General features: G+C 72.1%; 16 protein-coding genes. 8 read left to right on the top strand and 8 right to left on the bottom strand.

Annotated features, from left to right (window positions below):
• Positions 1–70: 70 nt before the first annotated feature.
• Positions 71–3052: a beta-galactosidase gene (locus tag ACFWPS_RS03325; protein WP_383700369.1), complete on the top strand. Its 2982-nt coding sequence runs from the start codon at positions 71–73 to the stop codon at positions 3050–3052.
• 61 nt (positions 3053–3113) lie between these two features.
• Here the strand turns inward: ACFWPS_RS03325 and ACFWPS_RS03320 are convergent, their stop codons facing one another.
• The 5 genes from ACFWPS_RS03320 to ACFWPS_RS03300 all read right to left on the bottom strand — a co-directional run bounded on the left by ACFWPS_RS03320 (position 3114) and on the right by ACFWPS_RS03300 (position 8856).
• A complete protein-coding gene (locus ACFWPS_RS03320) occupies positions 3114–4625 on the bottom strand; it encodes an alpha-N-arabinofuranosidase (RefSeq protein ID WP_383700366.1) in 1512 nt (503 codons plus the stop codon).
• Between the two features lie 83 nt (positions 4626–4708).
• Positions 4709–5680: an arabinan endo-1,5-alpha-L-arabinosidase gene (locus ACFWPS_RS03315; protein ID WP_383700363.1), complete on the bottom strand. Its 972-nt coding sequence runs from the start codon at positions 5678–5680 to the stop codon at positions 4709–4711.
• Between the two features lie 10 nt (positions 5681–5690).
• Positions 5691–6551, bottom strand: coding sequence for a carbohydrate ABC transporter permease (locus ACFWPS_RS03310; protein ID WP_383700360.1), 861 nt, complete (start codon positions 6549–6551; stop codon positions 5691–5693).
• The gene (locus ACFWPS_RS03305; RefSeq protein ID WP_383700357.1) at positions 6548–7501 is read right to left on the bottom strand and encodes a carbohydrate ABC transporter permease; all 954 of its coding nucleotides are present in this window, start codon (positions 7499–7501) and stop codon (positions 6548–6550) included. The genes ACFWPS_RS03310 and ACFWPS_RS03305 overlap by 4 nt, the downstream gene beginning before the upstream one ends.
• Positions 7498–8856, bottom strand: a complete 1359-nt coding sequence (locus ACFWPS_RS03300) for an extracellular solute-binding protein (RefSeq protein ID WP_383700352.1) — start codon at positions 8854–8856, stop codon at positions 7498–7500. The genes ACFWPS_RS03305 and ACFWPS_RS03300 overlap by 4 nt, the downstream gene beginning before the upstream one ends.
• 264 nt (positions 8857–9120) lie before the next feature.
• Here ACFWPS_RS03300 and ACFWPS_RS03295 point away from each other — a divergent pair, with 264 nt between their 5' ends.
• From ACFWPS_RS03295 to ACFWPS_RS03285, 3 genes are read left to right on the top strand one after another with little or no spacing between them, the layout of a single operon-like run.
• Positions 9121–9771: a toxin-antitoxin system, toxin component family protein gene (locus ACFWPS_RS03295; protein ID WP_383700349.1), complete on the top strand. Its 651-nt coding sequence runs from the start codon at positions 9121–9123 to the stop codon at positions 9769–9771.
• A complete protein-coding gene (locus ACFWPS_RS03290; protein WP_383700346.1) occupies positions 9768–11009 on the top strand; it encodes an MAB_1171c family putative transporter in 1242 nt (413 codons plus the stop codon). Before ACFWPS_RS03295 ends, ACFWPS_RS03290 begins: the two co-directional genes overlap by 4 nt.
• On the top strand, positions 11002–12396 hold the full coding sequence (locus ACFWPS_RS03285) for an NAD(P)/FAD-dependent oxidoreductase (protein WP_383700343.1): 1395 nt from the start codon (positions 11002–11004) through the stop codon (positions 12394–12396). Before ACFWPS_RS03290 ends, ACFWPS_RS03285 begins: the two co-directional genes overlap by 8 nt.
• A 141-nt stretch (positions 12397–12537) precedes the next feature.
• Here the strand turns inward: ACFWPS_RS03285 and ACFWPS_RS03280 are convergent, their stop codons facing one another.
• The gene (locus ACFWPS_RS03280; RefSeq protein ID WP_383700340.1) at positions 12538–13386 is read right to left on the bottom strand and encodes an SMP-30/gluconolactonase/LRE family protein; all 849 of its coding nucleotides are present in this window, start codon (positions 13384–13386) and stop codon (positions 12538–12540) included.
• On the bottom strand, positions 13386–14159 hold the full coding sequence (locus tag ACFWPS_RS03275) for an IclR family transcriptional regulator (protein WP_383700337.1): 774 nt from the start codon (positions 14157–14159) through the stop codon (positions 13386–13388). The genes ACFWPS_RS03280 and ACFWPS_RS03275 overlap by 1 nt, the downstream gene beginning before the upstream one ends.
• A 199-nt stretch (positions 14160–14358) precedes the next feature.
• On the opposite strand from ACFWPS_RS03275, the gene ACFWPS_RS03270 reads away from it, so the two are divergent.
• Positions 14359–14913 (top strand): hypothetical protein, encoded by a 555-nt coding sequence (locus tag ACFWPS_RS03270; protein WP_383700334.1) that lies wholly within the window; start codon positions 14359–14361, stop codon positions 14911–14913.
• Here ACFWPS_RS03270 and ACFWPS_RS03265 read toward each other — a convergent pair.
• Positions 14894–15766 (bottom strand): RimK family alpha-L-glutamate ligase, encoded by an 873-nt coding sequence (locus tag ACFWPS_RS03265; RefSeq protein ID WP_383700331.1) that lies wholly within the window; start codon positions 15764–15766, stop codon positions 14894–14896. The genes ACFWPS_RS03270 and ACFWPS_RS03265 overlap by 20 nt on opposite strands.
• Before the next feature lie 178 nt (positions 15767–15944).
• Here ACFWPS_RS03265 and ACFWPS_RS03260 point away from each other — a divergent pair, with 178 nt between their 5' ends.
• The 3 genes from ACFWPS_RS03260 (at position 15945) to ACFWPS_RS03250 (ending at position 20344) form a co-directional block, all read left to right on the top strand.
• Complete coding sequence (locus ACFWPS_RS03260) at positions 15945–17036, top strand: MerR family transcriptional regulator (protein ID WP_383700328.1); 1092 nt, start codon at positions 15945–15947, stop codon at positions 17034–17036.
• Positions 17037–17508: 472 nt separating this feature from the next.
• Positions 17509–18951: an acyl-CoA synthetase gene (locus tag ACFWPS_RS03255; protein ID WP_383700325.1), complete on the top strand. Its 1443-nt coding sequence runs from the start codon at positions 17509–17511 to the stop codon at positions 18949–18951.
• A complete protein-coding gene (locus ACFWPS_RS03250; RefSeq protein WP_383700322.1) occupies positions 18944–20344 on the top strand; it encodes a carboxyl transferase domain-containing protein in 1401 nt (466 codons plus the stop codon). The genes ACFWPS_RS03255 and ACFWPS_RS03250 overlap by 8 nt, the downstream gene beginning before the upstream one ends.
• The last annotated feature ends 304 nt before the right edge of the window (positions 20345–20648 follow it).

Here is a 20648-nt window from a genome sequence, read left to right as displayed (position 1 = left end):
TCCATTGTGGGGCGTCCTCCCGTGGACAATGGCCGCACTCGCGCCCCGTAAGATCGCCCGGGAGGATCCCTTGGCGCTCAGCAGACGTACCTTCAGTGCCCTCGCCGGCTCGGCCGCGCTCGGCTTCGCCCTGGGCGGCAGCGGCGGGCCAGGAGCGCCCTCGGCGTACGCGGCGCGCAGCGTGCCGACCGGCCCGGCCCCCGCCGCGCCGCACGCCGACGGGCGGCGGCACACGATCGGCTACGACCACCACTCCCTCCTCGTCGACGGCCGGCGGCTGGTGGTCTGGTCCGGCGAGATGCACCCCTTCCGCCTCCCGAGCCCGTCCCTGTGGCGGGACGTCCTGGAGAAGATGCGGGCGCACGGCTACAACACGGTCAGCGTCTACGTGGCGTGGAACTACCACTCCCCCGCCCCCGGCGAGTACGACTTCACCGGCGTACGCGACCTCGATCTCTTCCTCCGCACGGCGGCCGAGACCGGGCTGTACGTCATCCTCCGCCCCGGCCCCTACATCAACGCCGAGGTCGACGCCGGCGGCTTCCCCGGCTGGCTCACTGCCACCGAGGGCGCCGCCCGCTCCACCGACCCGACCTACCTCGGCCATGTCGACGAGTGGCTGACGGCCGTCAACCGCATCGTGCGCCGCCACCAGCTCACCGACGGCGGCGGAACCGTCCTCCTCTACCAGATCGAGAACGAGTACGACGGCCACGTCGCCGACCCGACCGGCCCCGCCTACATGTCCCACCTGTACAAGAAGGTGCGGGCCGACGGCATCGACGTCCCCCTCTTCCACAACGACAAGGGCCGCAACGGCTACTGGATCCCCGGCTCCTTCGACACCGGCGGCGAGACCGGCAAGTGGCTGTACGGCTTCGACGGCTATCCGTCGCCTTCCCAACCCGCCCCGGACTGGGGTGACTTCGGGATCGGCGGCCTCAAGGGCGGCGCGACCGCGAGCCCGCGTACGCCCGGCTTCGTGCCGGAGTTCGGGGGCGGCTGGTTCGACCCGTGGGGCGGGGTCGAGTTCGGCGGCAAGGGGTACGCCGAGTCCCGGCGCACCCGGGACGCGGCCTACGAGCGCCGCTTCTACCTCACCAACCTCGCCAACGGCCTCACCCTCCACAACGTCTACATGACCTACGGCGGGACCACCTGGGGCTGGCTGCCGGCACCGGTCGTCTACACGTCGTACGACTACGGCGCGGCCATCGACGAGGCCCGCAACGTCACGCCGAAGATCGCGCCGATGCACCAGCTCGGCCACCTCCTCCAGCGCGTCCCGGACTTCGCGAAGCTGGACCGCGCGGCCGACGTCCACGTGTCCGGGCTGAAGGCGTACCACCTCACCAACCCCGACACCCAGGCCCACTTCTACGTCCTGCGCAACGACGGCGACGGCGAGGTCACCTCCACGCTCCGGACGGCCGACGGCGACGACGTCGAGCTGACCGTCCCGGCCCAGGACGCCCGGCTCGTCACCACCGGCCTCTCCCTCGGCAAGCGGAAGCTGCGCTACTGCACCGCGCAGCCGATGTTCGTGCTCACCGCGGGACGCCAGGACATCGCCCTGTTCACCGGCCGGTACGGCGAGATGGCGCACCTGGTCCTGGAGTGCCCGGCCGAGCCCTTCGTCCAGCGCCTCGACGCCGAGGCGGCCTGGGTCTACGACCAGGGCGTCCTGCACGTCACCGCCCCGCTCGGGCAGGGCGGACTCACCCGGGTCCTGGTCCAGCGCGGCGAGAGCGACACCCCGCTGCTCCTGCTCTTCGCCGACGACGCGACGGCGCTCCGGCTGTTCCCGTACGACACCCCGTCCGGCACGCTCCTCGTCTACGGTCCGGCGCTGCTGCGCCACGCCAAGCTCGACGGGCCGGCCGTCCGGCTCACCGGGGACACGGTCGGCCCGACCGGCCTGGAGGTCTGGGGACCCCGCGGGATCACCTCGGTCACCTGGAACGGGCGGCCGGTACCGACGCGGGTGAGCCTCTCGGAGAGCCTGGTCGCCCTGTCGGACATGCCGGGGGCGCCGCGGCCTGCGCTGCCGGCCCTTGCCGACTGGCGCCGGAAGGCCGAGAACCCCGAGTCGGCGACCGGCTTCGACGACTCGGCGTGGACGGTCGCCGACAAGAAGACGTCGTTCAGCACGACGGCGGTCCCGGCCGGTCAGCCGGTGCTCTTCGCCGACGACTACGGCTTCCACTACGGGGACGTCTGGTACCGGGGCCGGGTGGACGGTGACCTGTCGGACCTGGAGTCGGTCTCCCTCGCCTACAGCACCGGCACCCAGGGCATGCTGATGGCCTGGCTGGACGGGGTTCCGCTGGGCTCGCACCGGATGCCGGTGCCGGACGCGAAGACGGTGCGGAAGGGGAGTTGGGCGGCCACGGCCGAGTTCTCCGTCGCCGGGGTGAAGAAGAAGCAGAGAAGGAAGCCGCAGCATGTGCTGTCCGTGCTGGTGCGGCGGATGCAGCACGACATGGACGGCGGCTCGCTGGACACCCACAAGGTGGCGCGCGGGCTGACCGCCGTCTCCTTCAAGGGCGCCTCGCCGAAGGTGGGTTGGCGGATCCAGGGGACGGTCGCCGCGGATCCGGTGCGCGGGCCGCAGAACAACGGGGGGCTGTACGGGGAGCGGGAGGGATGGCACCTGCCCGGGTTCGCGGACGGCGGGTGGGAGGCGGTTGCGCTTCCCCGCTCCGACAAGGGGATGGGGGTCACCTGGTACCGGACCGGGTTCCGGATGTCCGTGCCGGGCGGGGTGGATGCTTCGGTGGGGCTGGTGCTGGAGGACGATCCGGCGCGGGCCTACCGGGTGCAGATCTTCCTCAACGGGTGGAACCTGGGGCAGTACGTCAATGACGTGGGGCCGCAGCATACGTTCGTGCTGCCGAACGGGATCTTGCGGACTCGGGGCTCGAACACGTTGGCCCTGGCTGTGCTTTCGGATGGCACGAGCGAGTTCGGGCCGGGGGTTGTGCGGCTGGAGTTGCTGGGGAGTGCGGCAGGGGGAGTGCCGGTGACTTCGGTGGTCTCCCCCGGCCGTTGACTGCGGGCCGGTGGGGGCTGGTCGCGCAGCTCCCCGCGCCCCCAAGGGGGCGCGTTGACCCTTACGTCAGTCGGATCACATTCCAGGAGAGGGGTTCCAGAACGGCGTTGAGAGTGCCGCTGTTCAGAGACGTGCCCTCGGCCAGGTGAGGGGTCACCCGCTCCGGTTCCTCCAAGGTGTTGCGGGCGTCGGGGTCCTCGTCCGACAGGACGCTGTGTTCCGTGACCTGCGTGAGGTCCAGGCCGCTCAGGGCCACTTCCAGCGGCAGCGTCTCCGTCCGGCTGCGGTTCACGGCGAAGACCGTGACCGTGCCGTCCTCGGCCCTGACCGCCGTCGCGTGCAGCAGGCTCGTCTCGCCGTACTGCTTCGTGTCGTACGTCGGTGAGTCCACGCGTACGTCCAGGACCCGGCCCCTGCCGTACCGGGACGCCTGGGCGAAGGGGAAGAACGTCGTCTGGCGCCAGGCAGGGCCGCCGGGCTCCGTCATGATCGGGGCGATCACGTTGACCAGCTGGGCCAGGCAGGCGACCGTGACGCGGTCGGCGTGGCGGAGCAGGGCGATGAGGAGGGAGCCGAAGACCACCGCGTCCAGGACGCTGTAGTTGTCCTCCAGGAGGCGGGGGGCCTCGGGCCAGTCCCGCGCGTCGGAGTTCTCGATCGCATGCCACTTCGAGGTGTACCAGACGTTCCACTCGTCGAAGGAGAGGTTGATCTTCTTCTGGGACTTCAGCCTGGCGCCCACGTGGTCACAGGTGGCGACCACGTTCTCGATGAAGGACTCCATGTCGACGGCGGAGGCCAGGAAGGAGTCGACGTCGCCGTCCTGAGGCTCGTAGTAGGCGTGCAGGGAGATGTAGTCGACCAGGTCGTACGTCTCCGCGAGGACCGTCGCCTCCCACTCGGCGAAGGTCGGCATGGACTGGCTGGAGGAACCGCAGGCGACCAGTTCCACGGACGGGTCCATCTGGCGCATGGCGCGGGCGGTCTCGGCGGCGATGCGGCCGTATTCCCCGGCGGTCTTGTGGCCGGTCTGCCAGGGGCCGTCCATCTCGTTGCCCAGACACCAGAGCCTGATGCCGAAGGGGTCCTTGTCGCCGTGGGCGGCGCGGAGGTCCGACAGGGCGGTTCCGGAGGGCTGGTTGGCGTACTCCTGGAGTTCCAGGGCCTCCGCCACGCCCCGCGTGCCGAGGTTGATCGCCATCATGGGCTCGGCCTGCGGGCCGACCTTCTTCAGGAAGGCGATGTACTCGCCGAGTCCGAAGCGGTTGGTCTCCGTCGACCGCCAGGCGAGGTCGAGGCGGCGCGGGCGGTCCTCCACCGGGCCGACCGAGTCCTCCCACTTGTAGCCGGAGACGAAGTTGCCGCCGGGGTAGCGGAGGGTGGTGACGCCGAGTTCGCGGACGAGGTCGAGGACGTCGGTGCGGAGGCCTTCGGCGTCGGCCGTGGGGTGGGTGGGCTCGAAGATGCCGGTGTAGACGCAGCGGCCCAGGTGCTCGACGAAGGAGCCGAAGAGCCGGGGGTTGACTTCGCCGATGGTGAAGGCGGGGTCGAGGGTGAAGCGGGCGGTGCGCAATTTTCGCCTTTCGGGGGTGGGTGACTTGTGTTTCGTGGGCGGGTGCGGGTGGTTCGTGGTTGCTCGCGCAGTTCCCCGCGCCCCTAAAGCAAGCTGGGCCAGCCGTCCTTTGTCCAGCTCAGGGGGTTAAGCCCTAGCTTTGGCGTTCCGTTGTCGTCCGCGTCGTAGTAGTGGTACGCCAGCCAGGTCCTGCCGTGGGTGCGGAACGTCGACTCGCCGCCCGGGCCTGTGTACCTGCCGTGGCTCGCCAGCAGCAGGTCTCCGCCGCCCTCCAGCATCGGCTTCCCCGTGCTGTCGGCGTACGGGCCCGTCGCCGACGTCGAGCGGCCCACCCTGATCTTGTAGGTGGAGTTCACTCCGGCGCAGCAGGCGTCGTAGGAGGCGAAGAGGTAGTAGTAGCGGCCGTGGTGGAGGATCGAGGCGCCTTCGACCGCGTAGGGGGCGTCCGGGCGGGTGGCCAACTGCTGGACCGTGGCGCCGGGGACCGCCTTTCCCGTGTGCGGGTTCAGCTGCACCATGCGGATGCCGGTCCAGTACGAGCCGAACGCCATCCAGAGCTTGCCGTCGGCTCGGACCAGCGCCGGGTCGATGGCGTTCCAGGAGTCGGTCGTGTCGGAGGCGAAGGCGGCGCCGTGGTCGGTCCAGGTGCCGGGGAGGCCCGTCGGGGAGGTGGCCACGCCGATCGCGGAGTGGTTGGTGCCCCAGGAGGAGACCGCGTAGTAGAGCCAGTAGCGGCCGTCGCGGTAGGAGAGGTCGGGGGCCCAGGGGTCGGCGGTGGAGTTGTAGTCGTACCACCAGCTCGGGGGCGTGGTGAACGCGTTGCCCGCGTCGGTCCAGTCGTGGAGGTTCGTGGAGAGGCGGGCGCCGATGATGCCGCCGGTGGAGTAGGCGACGTACTGGCCGTCCTTGAGGTGGTGGACGGTGGGGTCGTGGATGATCTGCTGGCCGGTCAGGGGGAGGGGGTCGGGGTAGGTGGTGGCCGCGGAGGCGGTGGTGGGGAGGAGTGCCAGGGTCGCGGCCGCAAGCAGGGTGGCGAGTCTGGGGAAGCGCTTCAACTCCGGCTCCTCACTGGCCGGCCAGGCCCGTGTGGGCCACGCCGCGCACGATCTGGCTCTGGAAGAAGACGAACACGATGATCAGCGGGAGGCCCGCGATCAGGCCGCCGGCCATCAGCTGCGGCCAGACGATACCGAAGGCGTTCTGCACGGTCGCGATGCCGTTCGGCATCGTCATCAGGTCGGGGTTGTTGGTCACCATGTACGGCCACAGGAAGTTGTTCCAGGAGGCTATGAAGGTGAAGATGCCGACCGCGGAGAGGGACGGCTTGGAGAGGGGGAGGACGATCGTGAAGAAGATGCGCCAGCGGCCGGCGCCGTCGATGAAGGCGGCCTCCTCCAGTTCCTTGGGCAGCGACTGGAAGAACTTGTAGAGGATGTAGACCATCGCGGCGGGGGCACACTGGGGGAGGATCATGCCCCAGTAGGTGTCCACCATGCCGAGCGACTGGACCGTGGTGAACAGCGGGACACCGAGGATGGCCGGGGAGAACATCAGGCCCGCCATGGTGAGCGAGAGCAGGACGCCCTTGCCCCGGAACTCGGTACGGGCGAAGCCGTATCCGGCGAGGGACGCGACGAGCAGCACGACGAAGGTCACGCAGACCGAGACGACGACCGAGTTGACGAACCAGTCGGGGATGTTGCCGGCGTCGAAGATGCCCTTCCAGGAGTCCCAGGTGACGTGGTCCGGGATCCAGTGCGGGGAGGCGACCGACTCGGTGGAGGTCTTGAGCGAGGTCGACAGGGCCCAGAAGAGCGGGGCGATCCAGAGGAGGGAAAGGACGGCGGCGATCGCCGTGAGGGCGATCTGGGGCGGGGTCCAGGTGGAGCGCGGCCTGCGGACGGCGCGGGGCGTGGTGCTGCTCATCGGGTGGCCTCCTCGCGGGTGCGCAGCAGCAGCATCCGGGCGAGGGCGACGGCCGCGACGATGATGAAGAGGATCATGGAGATCGCGGAGGCGTAGCCCACGCGGTAGCTGGTGAAGCCCTGCTCGATCATGTACTGCACGAAGGTGCGGGTGGAGTTCTCGGGGCCCGAGCCGAACTGGAACATGATGACGACCTGGTCGTAGACCTGGAGCGAGGCCAGGATCTGGAGCGCGATGACCAGGCCGGTGATGTTGCGCAGGTTGGGGACGGTGATGTGGACCATGCGCTGGAAGGCGTTCGCGCCGTCCAGTTCGGCCGCCTCGTAGAGGTGCCGGGGGATGTTCTGGAGGGCGGCCAGGTAGAGGAGGAAGGAGAAGCCGACGGTCCACCAGAGGGTCGCGATGACGCTCGCGAGCAGGGCCGTGGACTTCTGGGTGAGCCAGGGGGTGTCCAGGCCGAGGGTGTGGTTGACCAGGCCGTTGACCGGCTGGAAGAGCCAGTACCAGAGGTTGGCCACGACGGCCGACGGGAGCAGGAACGGGGCGAAGAAGCTGAACCGCCACAGCCACTTGAAGTGGACGGTGTGGTGGGCGATCAGCGCCATCAGGAGCGCCATGACGACGATCAGCGGGACCACCCAGAGGGTGAACTTGACGCTGTGCCACAGGGACTGCCAGACCAGGTCGTCCTGGAGGGCCTCGCGGTAGTTGTCCAGGCCGATGAAGCTGGTGTGGTCGCCGGAGATGTTGGCGTCCGTGAAGGACAGGTACAGGCCGCGGACGATCGGGACCAGGACGAAGAGGCCGTACAGGACGAAGAACGGGGTGACGAACCAGCCGCCGTGCTGGAGGCGGCGGCCCCAGCGCAGGCGCAGGGTGTCGGTGCCGGTGGCGGTGCGTGCCACGCGCGGGGCGGCGGGGACGGCCGTGGTGGAGGCGGTGGAGCTCATGCGCCGGCTCCCTTCAGCTCCTGGGCGGCGGTCTTGCCGTCCATCGGGTTCTTCGAGGCCAGCAGGGCCTCCAGGGCGCTCTTCATGGCGCGGGCGGTGGCGTCGGGCCTGGTGGAGCCGAGGTTGGAACCGGCGATGAGCGGGCCGACCCGCTTGGAGAGGGTGCCGGTGGAGCCCGCGAACCAGATGTGCGGCTCGGTGGCGAGGTGCCGCATGGCGTCCTGGGAGTACTCGCGCTGCGGTGAGAGCTTCGTGTACGCCGGGTCCTCGAAGGTCGGCAGGTAGGCGGGGACGTGACCGCCCTGGGCCCAGGTCGCCGCGTTCCTCACCAGGTAGGCGGCGAGCGCGTAGGCGCCCTCGTTCGCGGCGCCGCCGCGGCCGGCCTGGTGGGGCAGGACGAAGGAGTGGGACTCGGCGTGGGTGCCGGGGGTGCCGAAGACCGGGGGCAGGGGCGTGGCGCCGTAGTCGATCTTCGCGGGGGTGTAGACCGGGACCGACCAGTCGCCCTCCCAGACGAAGGGGGCACCGGCCAGGAACATCGCGGCGTCGTCCGAGCCCGCGATCGCGTAGCCGTCGGTGACGTGCCTGCGGAGGAACTCCAGTACCCGGGTGGCCTTGTCGGTGTCGAAGACGACGCCGGTCTGGTCGGCGTCGAAGTAGCCGCCGCCGAGCTGCTGGTAGAAGGCGACGAAGAACCACCAGGAGAAGTTCTGGTCGTTGGCGTGCATGCCGAGGGTCTGCAGGCCGCCCTTGAGCTTCGACCTGGCGGCCTTGAGCATGGCGAACCAGTCGTCCTCGGAGGCGGCGTGCGGCAGTCTGCCGTCCGCGTCGAGCAGGCCCGCCTTCCGGCAGACGTCCTTGCGGTAGAAGTTCAGCTGGACGTGGACGTCCAGGGGCAGGGCGTACAGCTCGCCGCCGACGACGCCGCGTTTCCACAGGGTGGGGTTGAAGTCGGCCTCGCGGACGCCGTGTTCGGCGAGCTTGCCGATGTCCCAGGGGTCGAGGAGGCGCCCGGGTGCGAAGCCGGTGACCCGGCCCTGGTGCATGACGGCCAGGTCGGGGGCGCGGTTGCCGGCGGCCGCCATGGCGAGCTTGGTGTAGTAGGGGTCGCCCCAGGTGAGCGTGGACGCCTTGACGTCCGTGTCGGGGTGGGCCGCGTGGAAGGCGTCCACCATGGCCTGCATGTTGGCGCCGTCGCCGCCGGAGAAGAGGTTCCAGTAGCGGACGCGGGTGCGCGCGCTCGATGTCAGTGCGTCGGCGCCGGTGCCGAGGGCCGCGAAGCCGAAGCTCGCCGCCACCGCCAGCCCTCCCGCCGTGCCCAGTAGTTGCCTGCGACCGAGGCCAGGTCGTCCCATGCCATTGCCTGCCCTTGTCTTCGGGATCCGTGGTGCTCGTGATCGCACTCGTCATTCTTGTTCGATATATCGGCTCACGCTCGTAACTTCGAACGGGACCGTAAAATCGAAGCGCTTGCGCGTCAATGGGTCCGGCGTGACTTTCCTGTATCGAGCAGTTGTTCTCACGTGAACTACCGCTCGAACTACCGCCCCCGGACGCGTAGTCTCGGACGGGCCGACGCAGCGCGGTGACCGCCGTCGGGGCGGTGCGAAGGGGGAGCGATGGACTTGGCCGGCGCGCGGCACCGGTGGGCCCCGATCGCCGCGTGGCTGCGGCGCTCCCGGCCGGACACGGGGGCACGGCGCTCCCGGCCGACCGCTCAGATGCGCCGGCTCGCCGCCGGCCTCACCGCCGCCGTCCGCGCCCGGCCGCAGCCGCCGGCCGGGGTGCGTGAGGTGTGCCGGGCCCTGTGCGAGGAGATGACCGCACTGCGCGGCGGACGGCCGGTGGAGCTGCGTTTCGAGCGGTTCCCGGACGAGATCGAGGTCACCGGACTGTGGGTGGAGTTCCAGGACTTCGATCTGGTCATCGTCGAGGAGCGGGCCGCGGCCGTGCAGCAACTGGTCATCCTCGGGCATGAACTGTGGCATCTGCACGCCGGTCACCACCAGCAGCACGGGGCCGGCCCGGCGGCGGTCCGCGCACTGGCCGGTCAACCCGACTGGCGGGAGAACGCGTTGACGGTGGCCGCGCGCGATGGCTCCCGGGCGACCGACGAGGCCGAGGCCGACGACTTCGGGTACCGGCTGGCTACCGCCCTGAGGCCGTACGTGGAGAGTCCGCGCCGCCCCGCGCTCGACCCCCTCCGGCCCCAGCCCGACCCGCTCCAGCGGTCCCTCGGTTACCGCGGGCACGGCGGAGCGGCACGGTGACGCCGACCTCGTCCGCCCTGGAACCCGCACGGTTCCTCAGCGACTTCTACATCTCCTTCTGGATCCCCACCGCAGTGCTGACCACCGCCCTGGTCATCAAGCTGCCCACCATCATCCGGCTCTGGCGCGACCCGCTGCTGCGCGCGGTCGGCGGCCTGCTGCTGCTCGCCTGCGGAGTGTTCGTGTTCTGCACCCCGTCGACGATCGCCGCCGTGAACCGGTGGACCGGCGTCCCCAACATCTCGGCGCCCTGGTGCTATTCGCTGCTCACCGCGTTCTGCGGCTCCTGTCTGCTGCTGATCATCGCCTGGCGCAACGGCCTCTCCGACCGCTCGGCCGCCACCCGGCGGGCGATGCGCTGGGTGGTCGCCGTCTACTCCGGGGTGATCGCCGCCCTGTGGCTGCTCTTCGCGCTCGCCGACACGCCCGTGGAGCGACTGCAGGACCTGGACACGTACTACGCCAACACCCCGTTCATGCGCGAGGAGATCCTGCTCTACCTCGTCGCCCACTCGATCGCCTGCTTGATCACCTCATGGCTGATCTGGAACTGGGTGCGCACCGAGGGCCTCGACGCCTGGCTGCGCTGGGGACTGAAACTGCTCGGCGTCGGCTACGTCCTGAACCTGATGTTCGACGCGGCCAAGCTGGTCGCGGTCGCCGCCCGCTGGTGCGGCCGCGACCTGGACTGGCTCAGCACCGACCTGGCCCCGCCCGTCGCCGCCCTGTCCGCGATCAACATCGCCGTCGGCTTCATCCTCCCGCACGCCGGCCAGTACCTGCACGAGCGCTGGCGGGTCCGGCTCGCCCACCGCGAGCTGCGGCCGCTGTACCAGCTGACCCGGACCGTGCACGGCGACCGCGTCCCCTTCGCCCTCCGCGCCACGCCCGAGCTGCGGCTGACCAGGCGCGAGACCTTCATCCGAGACGTGCTGCTGCCCCTCACCCGGCACATCGACGGGGACCTCGACCGGCGCTCCTACGACGCCGCGGTCGACCTCGGCCACCCTCCCGACCGGGCCCGGGCGCTGGCGTCCGCGGTCAGCATCCTGGACGCCGTCGGCACCCGGGGCCGTACCCCCGAACCTGCCGACACGGCCGGCGGCCCGGACGCCACCCACCTCCTCCAGGAGATCGGGGCGGTGTCCCGGGTCCTGCGCCACCCCGACGAGATCGAGGCGGTCCGCATGCGTGCGGCCGTCACAGCCATCCCCGCAGAGAGCGCCGTCCATGAGTAATCGCACCGCCGTCGTCCTCGGCGGCTCCCTCGCCGGCCTGCTGGCCGCCCACGCCCTCGTGCCGTTCGCGGACCGGGTCGTGGTCGTCGAACGGGACGCGCTGTCCGCCGGCCCCGAACCGCGCAAGGGGCTCCCGCAGGCCCGGCACGTCCACCACCTGTGGTCCGGCGGGGCACGCGCCCTGGAGGAGCTGCTGCCCGGCACGGTCGAGCGGCTGCAGGCGGCGGGCGTGCGGCGGCTGCCGGTGACCACGGACATGGTGGCGCTGTCCCCGCAGGGCTGGTTCCGGCGCTGGGACGAGTCGGCGTTCGTGCTGCCGTGCAGCCGGGACCTGCTGGACTCGGTGGTACGCGAGCAGGTGCTGGCCGACGACCGGATCGAACTGCTGGCACGCACCGAGGCGGTGGCGCTGACCGGCACGCACCAGGCGGTGACGGGGGTACGGCTACGAGCGCTCGACGGCGGCGCGGAGCGGGAGCTGGCCGCCGGGCTGGTCGTCGACGCGACCGGCCGCGGCTCCCGCACGCCGGCCTGGCTGACCGAACTCGGACTGCCCGCACCCGCGTTCCGCGAGGTCGACTCCGGTATCGCCTACGCCAGCCGGCTGTTCCTGGCCCCGGAGGAGGCCGCCCGGACCGGTTTCCCCATCGTCCACCTCCAGGGCAGCCCGCAGGGCAGCCGTCCGGGCCGCGGCGGCGTCCTGATGCCGATCGAGAACGGCCGGTGGCTGGTCACCCTGTACGGCCGCCGGGACGGCGCACCGGGCGCGGACGCCGACGACTTCCTGAGGTACGCCCGGGAGGAACTGGCCCACCCCGTCATCGCTGAACTCCTCACGAACGCCACGCCGTTGACCGGCGTCACGGTGACGCGCACGACGGCCAACCGGCGCCACTTCTACGAGCGCATGCAGGCTTGGCCGGAGAACCTCGTCGTACTCGGCGACGCAGTGTGCGCGCTGAATCCGGTGTACGGGCACGGGATGTCGGTGGCGGCGCAAGGAGCGCTCGCGGTAAGGACCGTGATGCAGCGTCAGGGCTGGGCCTCGCCCGGACTCGCCTTCTCGCTCCAAAAGGCGGTGAGTCGGCCGGTGCGGGCGGCGTGGGATCTGTCGACGGGGCTGGACGTGTTCTACCCGGGCGCGACGGAGGGCGGGCCGACGCTGCGGGAGCGGTTGGCGCAGGCGTACGTCGGGCGGCTGATGTACACGGCGACCGGGAACGGGCGGATCGCGCGGCGGGTCACGGATGTGACGGCTCTGGAGCGGGGGGCGGAGGTGCTGATGGCGCCGAGTGTGGTGCTGGCATCGTTGGTGGGACCGCTGAAACCGGCGTTGACCGGACCGCCGTTGACTGCAGGGGAGCTGAAGGCGGCGGGGGTTCTGTAGCGCCCCGTCAGGGGCGCGGGGAACTGCGCGGCCGGCCCCCACTCGCCCGCAGGCGAAAGACGACCCTGCCACGCCGGACAGTCGAGCATCTGCGGCGCCGTCGTGGCTGGTCGCGCAGTTCCCCGCGCCCCTTCAGGGCGCTCAGCCCTGGAACGCCGGTTGGGCCACGCCCTTCCCGGCCCCCGGGATCACCAGCAGGGACCCCGCCGTCGGATGCGGCCGGTCCAGCCCCACCCGGGCCGTGGTGACGTACAGGTCGGTCAGATCGGCGCCCCCGAACGCGCAGGCTGTGGTGAGCGTGGCGGGAAGGGGGATGACCCGGTCCAGCTCGCCCGTCGGCGTGTAGCGGCGTACCGCCGCCCCGCCCCACAGCGCCACCCACACACAGCCGTCCGCGTCGACCGTCAGGCCGTCGGGGAAGCCGGCGCTCTCCTCGATCGTCACCAACGGGCGGCGCTCGACGGGAAGTCCGTCGACGTAGTCGAAGACGTCCACCCGGCGGGTCGGCGTGTCGACGTAGTAGACGTGGCGGCCGTCCGGGCTCCAGCCCGTGCCGTTGCTGACCGTGACGTCCGGCAGCAACGTCGTCACCGTGCCGTCGGGCGACACCCGGGACAGCGTGCCGCCCCCGGTCGCCTCGTCGTAGCGCATCGTGCCGGCCCACAGGGAGCCGTCGGGGGCGACGGCCGCGTCGTTGGCGCGGCGGCCGGGGACCGGCTCGCGGTGCAGCCAGCGGAACGTGTCGTCGGGGTCGAGGAGGCCGACGCCGTCCCGGAGGTTGAGGACCAGGCCACCGCCCGCGCGCGGCTTGACCGCACCGACGTGCTGTTCGGTGGTGCGGACCGTACGGCCGCCCGTGGCCGGGTCGTAGCTGTGGATCCGCGAGCCCAGGACGTCTATCCAGATCAGGCGGCCGGTCGCCGCGTCCCACGTCGGGCCCTCGCCGAGCGTCGCCTCCGCGGCGACCGCGACCTCGTACGCCGTCGTCATCACGCCACGCTCCGGTGACCGAGGCGCTCGGAGAGTTCGGCGGCGCCCTTGGCCGCGAGCTGCTCCAGCTCGTCCCGGCGCTCGTCGCTCCAGCGGATCATCGGAACGGAGATGGACAGCGCCGCGACGACCTGGCCGGTACGGTCGCGGACCGGCGCGGCGACGCAGGAGACGTCCGGGTTGGACTCGCGGCTCTCCACGGCCACACCGCGCGCACGGATCCCGGCGAGGGCCTCGCGCAGGGCGCCCGGCTCGGTGATGCTGTTCGGGGTCATCGCGACGAGGTCGGCGTCGTCCGGGATGCGCGCGGTCAGCTCCGGCTCCGGCAGCGAGGCCAGCAGCATCTTGCCGACCGAGGTGCAGTGGGCGGGCAGCCGGCGGCCGGCCGCGGAGACCATGCGCACCGCGTGCGTGGAGTCGACCTTGGCAATGTAGATGACGTCGGTGCCTTCGAGGATCGCCACGTGGACGGTCTCGTCGCAGGTCTCGGCGACGGACCGGGCGACCTGCTGGCCCTCGGCGGCGAGGTCGAGCTGCTCGGCGTATCGGCTGCCGAGCTGGTACGGACGGACACCGAGCCGGTAGCGTCCGGGCTGTCCGGGTACGGGCACGATGTACGACCGGGCGGAGAGCGTGGTCACCAGCTCGTGCACGGTGGTCCGCGGCAGCTGGAGTTTGCGCACTATGTCGGGGGCGGAGAGAGTCCCGTCCCCGTCGAGGAAGAGCTCAAGAATGTCGAGAGCCCGGGTCACGGCAGGCACGAGGCGTCCCACGTCCGGCCCCCTCCCTTGGGTCTAGGCGCCAGATATCGGTGCGGCGCGCGTCGGAGCTGCGGAACCGTTCGAGATATCAACAGGCGATCGGCATGACGAACACAGGCTAACCATCTGGGATTCCGCGGGCAATGGCCGGGAACCAGCCGTACCCAAGCAGGCACCCAAGCACGTGCACCACATGTGCACCATGGGTGCCATGCAACTGGACTTCCAGCTGGTGCTGCTGCGCCGCATGGCCGACCACAACCCGGACCTGGTCGAGGACGCCCGGCGCACACTGGGCGCTTCGATCGCGGACATGCGGGAGGCCAACAAGCGTTGGCAGGCGATGGCCCGCTCGCCCCGGTCCCGCTCGGCGGCGGCCCGCTACCGCTCGGTCCTCGGCCCGCCCGCGTCCGAGACGAAACGGACCGTGGGCGACCTGGAGTGCGCGGCCTGGCAGTGGCCGCTCCCCCTCTGGCCCACCCTCCGCTTCGAGGTCATGGTCGCCCCCGGCGGCGCGGTCTGGAACGAGTGGCTGGTCCGCGCCCCCGGCGCCCCCGCCCCGAGACTGGAGACCCTCGACGACCTGACCCCCTGGTCCTGCACGGTCGACGAGGCCGCCCGCGCCTTCGCCCCCGCCCGCCCACTGGAGGGCACGGCCCCGACCCGCTGGGGGCTCACCTTCAAGGTGCCCGACGGCCGTCAGGTGGTCGCCGAGTTCACCTGGGGCCTGCTCCAGCGCACCGCGGTCATCGACGGGCCGCGCTGAGGATCGCCGCCGCCACGGCGTCCGCCGACCCGGGGTGCAGGAACAGGAACAGGTTCGGCTCGACCAGCTCCAGCTCCATCACCTGCGGCTGCCCGTCCGCCCCGTCGACCAGGTCCACCCGGGCGTACAGCAGCTCGGGCGCGTCCGGTACGGCGGCCAGCGCGCGCTCCGCGACGGCGACTTCGGCCGGGGTCGGGGTCCACCTCTCCAGCTCCGGGTGGGCGACCTTGTCCGCGTCGTACGCCGTGCCCGGCGTGAGCACCGCCCGCTTGCGGCTGGCGTGCAGCAGCCGCCCGCCGAAGAACTGCAGCGCCCGCTCCCCGCTGACGTCGATGCCGGAGACGTACGGCTGGACCATCGCGGTCAGCCCCTCCTCGTGCATCCGGGCGAGGTGCCCTACGGCCGTCCCGTGCTCGGCGGGCGTGTAGCGGGCGGCGAACCGGGCGCCGGCGCCGAAGGTGGGCTTGACGACGAAGTCGCGGTCGGACGGCAGCTCCGCGGGATCGCCGGGTGCCAGATACCGGGTCGGTACGACCGGCACACCGGCCGCCGCGAGATCACCGAGATACCGCTTGTCGGTGTTCCAGCGCACGACCTCCGCCGGATTCGCGATCCGGGTCGCCTTCCCCACCCGCTCCACCCACGGCAGGAACTCGTCCGTACGCCAGGCGTAGTCCCAGGTGGAACGGAGGACGACCAGGTCGTGGTCGCCCCACTCCGTCCCGGGGTCGTCCCACGGCCGGGCGACGGCCTCGGCCCCCGCGTCGGCCAGCGCCCGCAGCAGCACCGGCAGGTCCCGGTCCTTGCTCGGTTCCGCGCCGGGGTCGTAGGTGGCGAGGGCAATGCGGGGCACGGTGGGGCTCCCTTGTCGTGATGACGGCTGGTTTCCGCTCGGTCGCAGGCTAACCATCCGTACCGGCCATACCGCAACCGCGGCCGCCCTGTTGACCTTCACCTTCGGTGAAGCCCCAGCATCGGTGGCGGACGTCGAGGAACACGAGGCACGGGCATGGAGACGGCATGGAGACGGCATGGAGTGGCTGACCATCGGGGCCTTCGCGAGGGCCTGCCGGCTGTCGCCGAAGGCGTTGCGGCTGTACGACGAGCTGGACCTGCTGAAACCCGCCCGGGTCGACCCGGAGACCGGCTACCGGTACTACGCCGACGCGCAGCTGGAACGCGCCCGGCTGGTGGCCTGGCTGCGGCGGCTGGGCATGCCGCTGACGCGGATCCGCGAGGTGTGCGCGCTGCCCGCCGGCCCGGCCGCCCGGGAGGTGCGCGCGTACTGGGCCCGGGTCGAGACGGAGACCGCCGTACGGCGGGACCTGGCCGCGTTCCTCGTCGACCACCTGTCCGGTGAATCGAGAAGGGACACGACGAAGATGCTGGAGTTGCGTTACGCCGCCCATTCGGACCGGGGGCATGTCCGGCCGTCCAACCAGGACACCGCGTACGCGGGGCGCCGGCTGCTGGCCGTCGCCGACGGGTGCGGGCCGGCCGGGGAGTCGGCCAGTGCCGCCGCCGTGGCGGCGCTGAAGTCCCTGGAGGACGCGGAGCTTTCGGCGGGGAACGTGCTGAATCTCCTGGAGGACGCGGTGCGGTCGGCCGACGAGGCCGTGCGGCAGGTGGCAGAGGGCAGTACGGAAGGGGGCACGGAGGTCGGTACGACGCTCACCGCGCTGCTGTGGACCGGGTCCCGGCTGGCCCTCGTGCACATCGGGGACTCGCGGGGGTATCTGCTGCGGGACGGGGAGCTGTTCCGGATCACGCACGACCACAGCGTGGTGCAGTCGCTGATCGACGAGGGCCGGCTGACGCCGGAAGAGGCCGAGAGCCATCCGCAGCGGATGCTGCTGGCGAAGGCCCTGCCGGGTGGCACCGCCGACGCCCCGGACCTGAAACTGCACGAGGCCCGGGCCGGCGACCGGTACCTGCTGTGCTCGGACGGCCTGACCAGGGCGGTGTCCGACGAGCGGATCCGGGAGTTGCTGAGCGGGGGCGAGCCTGGGGACGCGGTGCGGGTACTGGTCGAGGCCGCCAACGCGGCGGGCGGGGACGACAACGTGAGCGCGGTGGTGGCCGACGTCGTGTTGCCCGCCCACCCACCCGTCTCGGCCCGATAAGAGGCCGAGGAAGGACGAGATCCGACCGGACGGAAAGCCGTCCGGGACCCGCCCCCGCCTCGGCCGACGGCAAGGCCGGAGGGGGCGGGCCACGAAGGGAGAACGCCGCCTCCGGGCTCGCCCCGCCACGGCCCACGGCCGCCACCGAGAACGCCGCCTCCCGGCTCACCCCACCCCGGCCCACAACCCCCACCAAGAACGCCACCCCCGAACTCACCCCACCCCGGCCCACAACCCCTACCGAGAACGCCGTCCCCCGGGCTCGCTTCGGCCCTGCCCACGGCCCTCGCTCCGCCCGGCAGAAGGTCCGCCATGACGTCCACGGCACCGGCCGATGCCCGCACCGGTCTCCCCGGCCTCGCCCCGGCGGTGTGATCAAGGTCGTGGGGTGGAGTGCGAGTGGGTGCCCTCGGAGGGCGGTACCTGGTGTAGGAAGAGGTTGTCGAGGTTCCGATCGGTGAGGAGTCGTCGCGTGTCCCTTCTGTTTCCGGCCCTGGTGGACGGTCCGGGCGAGCAGGTGGCCCTGCGGTTCGGCGCACGGTCGTTGACGTACGGGCAGCTCGCCGCCGCGGCCGGCGCCGTCGCGGGCCGGGTCCAGGACGCCGACCGGGTCGCGGTGTGGGCGACGCCGGAACTGGAGACGGCCGTCGCCGTCGTCGGCACCCTGCTCGCCGGCCGGGCGGCCGTACCGCTCAACCCCAAGTCGGGCGAGAAGGAACTCGCACACATCCTCTCCGACAGTGCGCCGGCCGTCGTTCTGGCCGCCCCGGGTGTCCGACTCCCTGCCGCGCTGGCGGACTTGGCGCGGATCGACGTCGACGCGCAGGCCGTCGGCCCGGTGCCCGAGGACCGCACCGCCGAGGCCGACCCCGCCCTCGTCGTCTACACCTCCGGCACCACCGGCCCGCCCAAGGGCGCCGTCATCCCGCGCCGGGCGCTCGCCGCCACCCTGGACGCGCTCGCCGACGCCTGGCAGTGGACCGGCGAGGACGTCCTCGTGCACGGCCTCCCGCTCTTCCATGTGCACGGGCTCGTGCTGGGGATCCTCGGGCCGCTGCGCCGCGGCGGCTCCGTCCGGCACCTCGGGCGGTTCGACACCGACGGGGTCACCCGCGAACTGAACGACGGCGCGACCATGCTCTTCGGCGTCCCCACCATGTACCACCGGATCGCCGAGGCGCTGCCCGCCGACCCCGGGCTTGCGAAGGCGCTCGGCCGGGCCCGGCTGCTGGTCTCCGGCTCGGCCGCGCTGCCCGTCCACGACCACGAGCGGATCGCGGCCGCGACCGGACGGCGGGTCGTCGAGCGGTACGGCATGACGGAGACCCTGATGAACACCAGCGTCAGGGCCGACGGGGAGGCGCGGGCGGGGACCGTGGGGGTGCCGCTGCCGGGGGTGGAGCTGCGGCTGGTGGAGGAGGACGGGACGGCGATCACTACGTTCGACGGGGAGACCGTCGGGGAGATCCAGGTGCGTGGCCCGAACCTGTTCACCGAGTACCTCAACCGGCCCGACGCCACCGCCGCCGCCTTCACCGCCGACGGCTGGTTCCGCACCGGTGACATGGCCGTGCGGGAGCCGGACGGCTATGTGCGGATCGTCGGGCGCAAGGCCACCGACCTGATCAAGAGCGGGGGTTACAAGATCGGGGCCGGTGAGATCGAGAACGCGCTCCTGGAGCACCCGGGGGTGCGGGAGGCCGCCGTCACCGGGGAGCCGGACGCGGACCTGGGCGAGCGGATCGTCGCCTGGATCGTCCCGGCCGACCCGCAGGCACCGCCGTCCGCCGAGGAGTTGGCGAACCATGTCGCCGCGCGGCTCGCCCCGCACAAGCGGCCCCGGGTCGTCCACTACCTGGACGCCCTCCCCCGCAACGACATGGGGAAGATCATGAAGCGGGCCCTCGGTGCCTGAGCCGGCATCCGGGCCGGCACCCGAGCGGCTCTCCGCCCGGCAGGTCCTCGGCCTCGTCACCGACCCCGGCACCTTCGCCGAACTCCCGCACCCGGCACGGCAGTCGCCGCCCGACGGCCCGCTCGGCTGGCAGGGGTACGACGCCTCGCGCGCCCGCGCCGCCGAGCGCACCGGCGAGGAGGAGTCCGTCGTCGTCGGCACCGCGCAGGTCGAGGGCACGGCGGCCGTGCTGATCGCCTTCGAGTTCGGCTTCCTCGGCGGCTCGCTCGGCGAGCGCACCGGGGACCGGCTGGAGGCGGCGTACGTCCATGCCCGCGCCCACCGGCTCCCGGTCGTGCCGCTGGTCGCCACCGGCGGCAGCCGGATGCAGGAGGGCATGCTCGCCCTCTCCCAACTCCAGCGGGTGGCACGCCAGTCGGCGCTCACCCGGGAGGCGGGGCTGCCGCAGATCGCGGTCCTGCGCGACCCGACGACCGGCGGCGGCTGGGCGACCCTGGGCGCCGGCGCCGATGTCGTCCTGGCCCTGCCCGGCGCCCAGGTGGGCTTCGCCGGCTCCCGGGTCCGCCCGCCGGACGCCGATCCGGCCGCGTACACGGCCGAGGCGCAGTTCGCGGCCGGGGCGGCCGACGCCGTGGTGCCCCTGGAGGATCTGAGGGCATCGCTCGGGCTGTGGCTGCGGCTGCTGACCGCCCCCGCCCCGATACCCGCCGACCCGCCGGCCGCCCTCGGCGGCACCGCGCTGCCCGCCACCGGCTGGGAGGCCGTCCGGCGCGCCCGCGCCCCGCACCGCCCGCGCGCCGACGCCTACCTGGACGCCTACTTCACCCGCCGGGTCGCCCTGGTCGGCGACCGGTGCGGCGGGGCGGACCCCGGCGGGATGCTGTGCGGCTTCGGCGAGCGGGAGGACGGCCGTACGGTCGCCTTCGCCGCGCAGACCGGGACGGCGACCAGGCCCGCCGGATACCGCACAGCATCCCGCCTGATACGGCTCGCGGACCGGCTGGGGATCCCCGTGCTGACCCTCGTCGACACCCCGGGCGCCGCGAACGACGCCGAGGCGGAACGGCAGGGCGCCGGCGCCGCGATCGCGGAGCTGTTCGGCGAGGTCGCGGCGGCCCGGACGCCGATCACCACCCTCGTCATCGGCGAGGGCGGCTCGGGCGGGGCGCTGGCGCTGGCCGCACCGGACAGCACCTGGGCCACGCCGGACAGCTACTTCTCCGTCATCGCACCCGAGTTGGCGGCGGCGATCCTGAAGCGGCCCCCGGAGCAGACCGAGACCACCGCCGGCCAACTGCGCATCCGGCCCCAGGACCTGGTGGAACTGGGGGTGGTCCGGGGCATCGTGGACCACGCCACGACCGGCTCCGCCGCACCCCTGCCACCGGGCTGACCTCCCGCCCGCCGCTCTGCTCGACCGCGCGTCCGGCTGCCCCGCCCCGACCCGTCCGCCCATCCGCCCGCCCATCGTGGTCGTCTGCGGGTCCGTGGGGGCTGGTCGCGCAGTTCCCCGCGCCCCTGCGGGGCGCTGCCCCACCCGCTCACCCGTCCGACCATCGTCGGTCGTTCCGAAAAAGTGTCACGGGGCCTGTACCGCACAGGCGTTGGGCGATGGTGCGGAAACGGCACGTCCGGGCGGTTTCCGTCGCGGCGGGCAGACACGGGCCGCCGCCTTCGGTGACAATGGGCCGGTTACG

The organism is Streptomyces sp. NPDC058457 (assembly GCF_042720695.1).
Classification (GTDB): domain Bacteria; phylum Actinomycetota; class Actinomycetes; order Streptomycetales; family Streptomycetaceae; genus Streptomyces.
This window is presented reverse-complemented; position numbering and strand designations above follow the sequence as displayed.